Consider the following 7,495-nt stretch of genomic DNA (forward strand, 5'->3'; position numbering starts at 1 on the left):
CCAGTCTAGACACAACTGGCAAAGAACGCCAACCCCCCGGCAAATACCATGATGAATGGCGTAATAACACGCAGTATCAGGATTGTTGCCACCCCAATGCGCAACTACACTCGCTACGCTGAGCCGCGCATTGACGCTGTCGAAGCAGAGCCTTAGCCTTGGCGCTCAAATTACCTTTGTAATATCAATTCTAGGGATCGTCTATGCTGCGCAAACTCTCACTGGCCCTTGCCGTGTCTTGTGCGTCCAACGGATTGGCCTGGGCAGCAGATGCGCCCTTATCGAACAAGACGGACCTTGTCAGCGTTTATCAGGAAGCCGTCAACAACAACGCCGATCTGGCGGCTGCCATCGCCCAATACGGCGCGCAGAAGGAAGTCGTCCCCCAGGCTCGCGCCGGGCTGCTGCCGAACCTCTCGGGCGGCGCGAATGTTTCCGAGGTGCGTACGTCGCTCGATCAACCGTCGGGCACGTCCAACCGCGATGCCCATTCCTACCAGGCCACTTTGGCGCAGCCGCTGTTCCGGGCAGACCGCTGGTTCCAGTTCCAGGCCGCCAAGGAAGTCAACGAACAGGCCGCCCTGCAACTCTCGGCGACCGAGCAGAACCTGATCCTGCAAACCGCCGACAGCTATTTCAACGTGCTGCGCACCCAAGACAACCTGGCCTCGACCAAGGCCGAAGAAGCGGCGTTCAAGCGCCAGCTCGATCAATCCAACGAGCGTTTCGATGTCGGCCTCTCGGACAAGACCGACGTGTTGAACTCACAAGCCAGCTACGACACCGCACGCGCCAACCGCATCGTTGCGCAGCGCCAGGTGGACGACGCCTTTGAAGCATTGATCACCCTGACCAACCGTCAGTACAACTCGATCTGGGGCATCAGCCATAACCTGCCGATCCTGCCGCCAGTACCGAACGACGCCAAGGCCTGGGTCGAAACGGCGGGCAGGCAGAACCTCAATCTGTTGGCCAGCAACTATGCCGTCAGCGCCGCCGAGCAAACCCTCAAGCAGCGCAAGTCCGGGCACTTGCCAACGGTTGATGCGATCGCCAAGTACGAGAAAGGCGACAACGATGCACTGGGCTTCAGCAACCCGAACAACCTGCCCCAGGCGTACGGCGGCAACGTCGATCAAACCACCGTCGGCCTGCAACTGAACATCCCGATCTACAGCGGCGGCCTGATCAACTCCCAGGTGCGCCAATCGTATGCACAACTGGACCAGACCGAGCAGCAACGCGAAGCCCTACGCCGCAGCATCGTGGAAAACACCCGCGACCTGCACCGCGCAGTGAACACCGATGTCGAGCAGGTACAGGCGCGCAAGCAATCGATCATCTCCAACCAGAGCGCGGTGGAAGCGACTGAAATCGGCTATCAGGTGGGGACGCGAAACATCGTCGACGTGCTGGATGCGCAACGCTCGCTCTACAACTCGGTGCGCGACTACAACAACACCCGCTACGACTACATCCTCGACAACCTGCGCTTGAAGCAACAGGCCGGCACGTTGAATCCGGGGGACCTGCAAAACCTGGCACGCTGGCTCAATCCCAACTACAACCCGGACAAGGATTTCCTGCCACCGGATCTGGCCAAGGCGGCAGAGGAACAGTTGAAGGCGCGACCGGAGCAATAAAGCAAAAGATCGCAGCCTGCTGTAGGAGCTGCCGCAGGCTGCGATCTTTTTCTGCCAGACGACTCAGTCTACCGCTCGATCAACCGCCCCAACCCGTCCAGCAAGCGCTGCAACGCCCCCTGATTGGCGCGCATCACCTTCAACCCTGCCTCTGCCATGCGCTGCGCATCACGCGGCAGTTCGAACAGCCGTTGCACCGCCACCGCCAACCCTTCGGCATCCTCCACTTCCTGCAACGCCCCGGCACTGCGCAACTGCGCAGCGATTTCGAGGAAGTTGAAAAGATGCGGCCCGCTCAGCACCGGTTTGGCGAGGGCCGCCGGTTCCAGCAGGTTATGCCCGCCGTTCGGCACCAGGCTACCGCCGACGAAAGCGCTGTCAGCCAGCGCGTAGAGAAACAGCAACTCGCCCATGGTGTCGCCCAGCAACACTGAAGTATCGGCACTGACCGCGTCGCCACTGGAGCGCCGGACGGTGGCAAACCCTTGTTGCTGGCACAGCCCGTACACCGAATTGAAGCGTTCCGGATGACGTGGCACCAGAATCAGCAACGCATCGGGGTGACTGGCCAGCAACTGACGATGAGCCGCCAGCACGACCTCGTCTTCGCCGTCATGGGTACTGGCCGCGATCCACACCGGTCGCTCCAGCGCCTGCCATTGCCCACGCAACTGGCTGGCGCGCTCGAGCAGTTGCGGGTCGATGGTCAGGTCGAACTTGATCGACCCGGTCACTTCGACCGTCTCCGAACGCGCACCCAGATTACGGAAGCGTTGGGCTTCGGCCTCGGTCTGCACCGCGAACAGGCTCATCTCGGCCAGCATCGGCTGGGTCAGCTTGCGCAAGCGGCCGTAGCCCTTGGCCGAACGTTCGGACAGTCGTGCATTGGCCAGCGCCACGGGAATCCCGCGTTTGGCACATTGATGGATATGGTTGGGCCACAGCTCGGTTTCCATGATCACCGCCAGTTTTGGCCGGACCCGATCGAGGAAGCGCCGGGCTGCGCACGGCAAATCGTAAGGTAGATAGCAGTGCTGGATGCGCGGCTCATTGGCAAACAGGGCCAGGATGCGTTCCGAACCGGTCGGCGTCATGCAGGTCACGGTGATCGGCAGATTCGGGTAACGCGCCAGCAAGGCGCGGATCATCGGCGCGGCAGCAATGCTTTCGCCCACCGACACGGCATGCACCCAGATGCCGCCCGGTTTCATCGCCGGCATCCCGTAGGAGAAGCGCTCGCCGATGCGCCTGGCATACGCCGGCGCCTTGCGTGCGCGCAGCCAAAGCCGAATCGCTACCAATGGCAGCCCCAGATAAAACAGCGCGGTGTAGAGAGTTCTATTCATGGCGGCGGAGTTTATCGGCTTTTTTCGCCAATCGTCTGCAAGTGCACGGCAAAACGTTCGGCGAGCCAGCGCGCGGCCGGACCGAGCGGCTCGTCCCGGCGCCATACCAGCTCCACCACCAGGGCCGGCGGGGTCCATTCGCTGACCAGTTCGACCATCTGGTTCTGATAAGTCGGGTATTGCACCACGTGGCGCGGCAACCACGCCCAGCCGAGGCCGCGCACCAGCCATTCGGCCATCACATAGAAACTGTCGGCGCGCCAGACTTGCGGGCTGGCGGGATCACTGCCGGGATAAATGCTCGACTCCGTGGACATCAACAACTGCCGATGCTGCGCCAACTGCTGGCCGTCCACTGTGCCTTTGCTCGCCAACGGATGATCCTTGCCGCACACCGTGACCATTTCCACGCTGCCCAGCACGCGACGCTCAAGCGCCTCGGGAATCTGATCGTGAAAGAACAGCAGCCCCAGATCGGCGCGCCGCTCCACCAGCTTGCGCGCGACATCGCCTTGGGCGGCACTGGTCAGTTGCACTTCAAGGCTGGGGAATTTTTCCGCCAGGGCCTCGAAGCTTTCGATGATCGGCTGATAAGGCATCGCTTCATCCTGCGCCACGCGCAGTCGTGCCTCCTGGCCGCGCATCATCGCCAATGCCCGACCATTGAGCCGCTCGCATTGACGCAACACTTCCCGTGCTTCGTCCAGCAAAGCGGTACCGGCTTCAGTGAGCTTCGGCTGACGACCGCTGCTGCGGTCAAACAGGCTGACGCCCAGGTCATCCTCCAGCAACGCTATCGCACTGCTGACCGCCGACTGCGCCTTGCGCTGATCCCGCGCCACGGCAGAAAACGAACGCTGCTCCGCTACGCTGACAAACAACCGCAGTTGTTCCAGATTCCATTGCATGCTCATGGCTCAACCCATCTCTTGAACAGATAGGTAATGACTTTACCGCATCTGGCAAATCACTAGAATGCCGACCTCAGAGAGCAACACTTCACACGAGGATTGACCCATGACCGCTTACTACTACCTGGCCATTGCCATCTGCGCCGAAGTGATTGCCACTGTTTCGATGAAAGCCGTCAAAGGCCTCAGCACTCCGCTGCCACTGGTGCTGGTCATCCTTGGCTACGGCATTGCCTTCTGGATGCTGACCCTGGTGGTGCGCAGCGTTCCCGTGGGTGTGGCGTATGCCGTGTGGGCCGGCATGGGGATCGTGATGGTCAGCGTCGCGGCGCTGTTTATCTACGAGCAGAAGCTGGACGTGCCGGCCATGCTGGGGATGGCGTTGATTGTGCTGGGGGTTGTGGTGATTCAACTCTTTTCCAAAACCGCAGGTCATTGAAAGAAAAGATCGCAGCCTTCGGCAGCTCCTACAGGGGAATGCGTGCGCCACCTGTAGGAGCTGCCGAAGGCTGCGATCTTTTTTCCCGTCTCAGCTCTGTATACTGCGCCCTCGTCTTGAACACAGAGGTCGCTGCATGCCATCCGTTATTTCCACCGACGTTCTGATTGTCGGCGCTGGTGTCGCCGGCCTCTGGCTGAACGCGCGCCTGCGCCGCCAGGGTTTTTCGACCGTGCTGGTGGAAAGCGCCAGCCTCGGTGGCGGGCAGACCGTGAAGTCCCAGGGCATTATCCACGGTGGTGCCAAGTACGCATTGCACGGCGCCCTGACCGGCGCTTCGGAAGCCATCGCCGATATGCCGCGCCGCTGGCGTGAAGCCCTGGCCGGTGACGGCGAGCTGGACCTGTCTGGTGTGCGCCTGCTCTCCGAAGCCCATTACCTGTGGTCCCCTGGCACCCTCGCCGGCAACCTGACCAGTTTCTTCGCCAGCAAGGCCGTGCGCGGTCGCGTCGATCAGGTCAAGGGCGACCAATTGCCACCCGCGCTGCAAGACAAGCGCTTCAAGGGCAAGGTCTATCGCCTGGCGGAACTGGTGATCGATGTGCCGAGCCTGGTCCAGCGCCTGGCCGACCTCGCCGGTGATGGCTTGCTCGCCGGGCAGAAAATCGAACCGCTGCTGGAGGGTGGCGTACTGGTCGGCCTGATCGTCGATGAGCGCGAGATCCGCGCCCAGCGCATCGTCTTGAGCGCCGGCGCGGGCACGGCGCAACTGCTCGAAGCATTGGGTCTCAGCGAGCCGGCGATGCAGCGTCGACCGCTGCACATGATCATCGCCAAGGGGCCGAGCCTCAAACCGCTGTACGCCCATTGCCTGGGCGGCGGCACCAAACCGCGCATTACCGTCACCACCCACCCGGCCGCCGACGGTCAATGGGTCTGGTACATGGGTGGCGACATCGCCGAAAGCGAAGGCGTGCTCCGTGAGCCTGCGGAGCAAATCGCCACCGCACAGAAAGAACTCGGCCAGTTGCTGCCGTGGATCGACTTGAGCACGGTGCAGTGGGCCACCCTGCGCGTGGATCGCGCCGAACCCCTGCAATCGGGCCTGACCCGCCCCGACAATGCGTTTCTCGCAGAAGAAGGCCGGCTGCTGGTGGGCTGGCCAACCAAACTCGCCCTGGCGCCGGACTTCGCTGACCGGGTCATCGCCAACCTGACCCGCGACGGCATCCAGCCAGGCCACCCGGCAGCGCTGCCTGAACTGCCGAAGCCGCCGATGGGCGTACCGGCCTGGGAGCAACTGCTACCATGAGCCAACCGACCCTGCATGACTTGCATCGCCCCCTGGGCAGCAGCGGCCTGCTGGTCTCACCCCTGGGCCTGGGCACAGTGAAACTGGGCCGCGACCAAGGCGTGAAATACCCCAACGGCTTCCGGATTCCCGATGACGATGAAGCGCGCATGCTGCTCAAGCTTGCCCGCGACCTGGGCATCAACCTGATCGACACAGCCCCGGCCTATGGCCGCAGCGAAGAACGCCTCGGCCCATTGCTGCGCGGCCAGCGTCAGGATTGGGTGATTGTCAGTAAGGTGGGTGAAGAATTTGCCGACGGCCAGTCTCGTCACGATTTCAGCGCGGCACACACGCGCATGTCGGTAGAGCGCAGCCTGCAACGCCTGGAAACGGACTTCATCGACTTGGTGCTGGTGCACTCCGATGGCAACGACCTGGCGATCCTCAATGACTGCGAAGTCTACGAAACCCTCGCCGAACTCAAGGCCGAAGGCAAGATTGGCGGATTCGGGTTTTCCGGCAAGACCGTCGAAGGCGGATTGAAGGCGCTGGAGCAAGGCGACTGCGCGATGGTCACCTACAATCTGAACGAACAAAACGAGAAGGCCGTCATTGACTATGCTGCTGCACACGGCAAAGCCATTCTGGTCAAGAAAGCCCTCGCCAGCGGTCACGTATGCCTGAGTCCGGGCGTGGACCCGGTGCGCGCCAGTTTCGAGTTGCTGTTTGAACATCCGGGCGTTGCCAGTGCTATTGTCGGGACCATCAATCCGCTGCACCTCGCCCACAATGTCGCGACCGTTGCCCAGGTCCTACGTAGCCACTGACGCCGCTCACGCGGCCTTAAGCAGGAGCCGACATGTCGCGCACGCTCATCAGAAAGAACCCGAGCAACTTCAAGACCCTGCCGTTATTCGTCGAAGCGACTCCTGAAGGCCTGAGTTACCAGAGCGTCGGCAGGCCGCTGAATTTCTCCCAGACCCTGCAACGTCGTCGGCCGGTCACGGTCGGCGACAGCGAACGATTTGCCCTGGAACTGGCCAATCTCGGGGTCTCGGTGCGCCTGACCCTGCATTGGCAGAATCGCGACTACTGGGTGCTGGTGCGTCAGCGTCGGCAGGACCGTGGCGACGTGGTGCTCAAGCTGATCTCCGGTTACGTGCCGGCCCACGAACTGAACCTCCCCCTGCACACAGCGATCCAGGAGATTGCCGAAGAATGCCTGCTGGAAACCCCGGAAGGCTGGCTCGGTGGCCGGTTCAATGACACCTGGCTGCCGGCGCCCTACTCGGCTGCCCTGCATTACCGCGAAGCCCTGCCGTTTCGCTTGTCGCCACTGTCCGGCTCGGCGCGGCCGGTGCGTTGCGCCAACCTGACGTTGATGGAGCGTCCGCGGGCTTACGTGCATTTGCCGACGGCGTCGCTGCAACTGATTTACGACCTGCGCCTGGACGTTCCCAAGGAAGCCAAGTCCCTGAGTCTGTTCCATGTCGATGAACGGCTGGAAGGCGATCAACTCGTCGCCCGCCTCGACCGCAAGCGCCCCGATCTGTACTTGATGCCCTTGCAGGACGGCCATCCGATGGCTGAGCTCTACACCCTGAAAAAGGATCAACTGTACCCGGCCAGCACGCGTGGCCTGTACCTGGCCGAGAGTTTTGCCCGACAGGAAGGCTGGCTGGTGCGCGATGAACGAATTCGCTGGAAGGACTGGGTGAGGCAGCAGGGTTTGACCCCGCCGGGGAAGGATTCGGGTTTGGCGCGGTTACGCGGGAAGGCGAAATTGTTGCTGAAGAAGATCGTGCCGCGTAAAAAAGTCAGCTCCTGAAAGCAAAAGATCGCAGCCTGCGGCAGCTCCTACA

Annotated in this window: 7 protein-coding genes; 5 read left to right on the forward strand and 2 right to left on the reverse strand. The window is 62.0% G+C overall.

Annotated elements, in window-relative coordinates; genetic code table 11:
• Window positions 1–203 precede the first annotated feature (203 nt).
• Entirely contained in the window at window positions 204–1,643 is a 1,440-nt protein-coding gene (locus CD175_RS30570; protein WP_104451580.1) for a TolC family outer membrane protein, read from the forward strand.
• 68 nt (window positions 1,644–1,711) lie between these two features.
• Here CD175_RS30570 and waaA read toward each other — a convergent pair whose 3' ends face one another.
• Together waaA and CD175_RS30580 are read right to left on the reverse strand one after the other, a co-directional pair.
• Entirely contained in the window at window positions 1,712–2,989 is a 1,278-nt protein-coding gene (waaA, locus tag CD175_RS30575) for a lipid IV(A) 3-deoxy-D-manno-octulosonic acid transferase (RefSeq protein ID WP_104451581.1), read from the reverse strand.
• 11 nt (window positions 2,990–3,000) lie between these two features.
• Window positions 3,001–3,903 carry a LysR family transcriptional regulator gene (locus CD175_RS30580; protein WP_205886363.1) on the reverse strand — a complete coding sequence of 301 codons (903 nt, stop codon included), beginning with the start codon at window positions 3,901–3,903 and terminating at the stop codon, window positions 3,001–3,003.
• Between the two features lie 103 nt (window positions 3,904–4,006).
• Here CD175_RS30580 and CD175_RS30585 point away from each other — a divergent pair, with 103 nt between their 5' ends.
• The 4 genes from CD175_RS30585 to CD175_RS30600 all read left to right on the forward strand — a co-directional run bounded on the left by CD175_RS30585 (window position 4,007) and on the right by CD175_RS30600 (window position 7,461).
• On the forward strand, window positions 4,007–4,339 hold the full coding sequence (locus tag CD175_RS30585; RefSeq protein WP_104451582.1) for a DMT family transporter: 333 nt from the start codon (window positions 4,007–4,009) through the stop codon (window positions 4,337–4,339).
• A 136-nt stretch (window positions 4,340–4,475) separates the two neighbouring features.
• Window positions 4,476–5,651: an NAD(P)/FAD-dependent oxidoreductase gene (locus CD175_RS30590; RefSeq protein ID WP_104451583.1), complete on the forward strand. Its 1,176-nt coding sequence runs from the start codon at window positions 4,476–4,478 to the stop codon at window positions 5,649–5,651.
• Window positions 5,648–6,460 (forward strand): aldo/keto reductase, encoded by an 813-nt coding sequence (locus CD175_RS30595; RefSeq protein WP_104451584.1) that lies wholly within the window; start codon window positions 5,648–5,650, stop codon window positions 6,458–6,460. The genes CD175_RS30590 and CD175_RS30595 overlap by 4 nt, the downstream gene beginning before the upstream one ends.
• A gap of 32 nt (window positions 6,461–6,492) precedes the next feature.
• A complete protein-coding gene (locus CD175_RS30600; protein WP_104451585.1) occupies window positions 6,493–7,461 on the forward strand; it encodes a metal ABC transporter ATPase in 969 nt (322 codons plus the stop codon).
• The last annotated feature ends 34 nt before the right edge of the window (window positions 7,462–7,495 follow it).

This window comes from Pseudomonas laurylsulfatiphila, from assembly GCF_002934665.1.
Lineage (GTDB): Bacteria > Pseudomonadota > Gammaproteobacteria > Pseudomonadales > Pseudomonadaceae > Aquipseudomonas > Aquipseudomonas laurylsulfatiphila.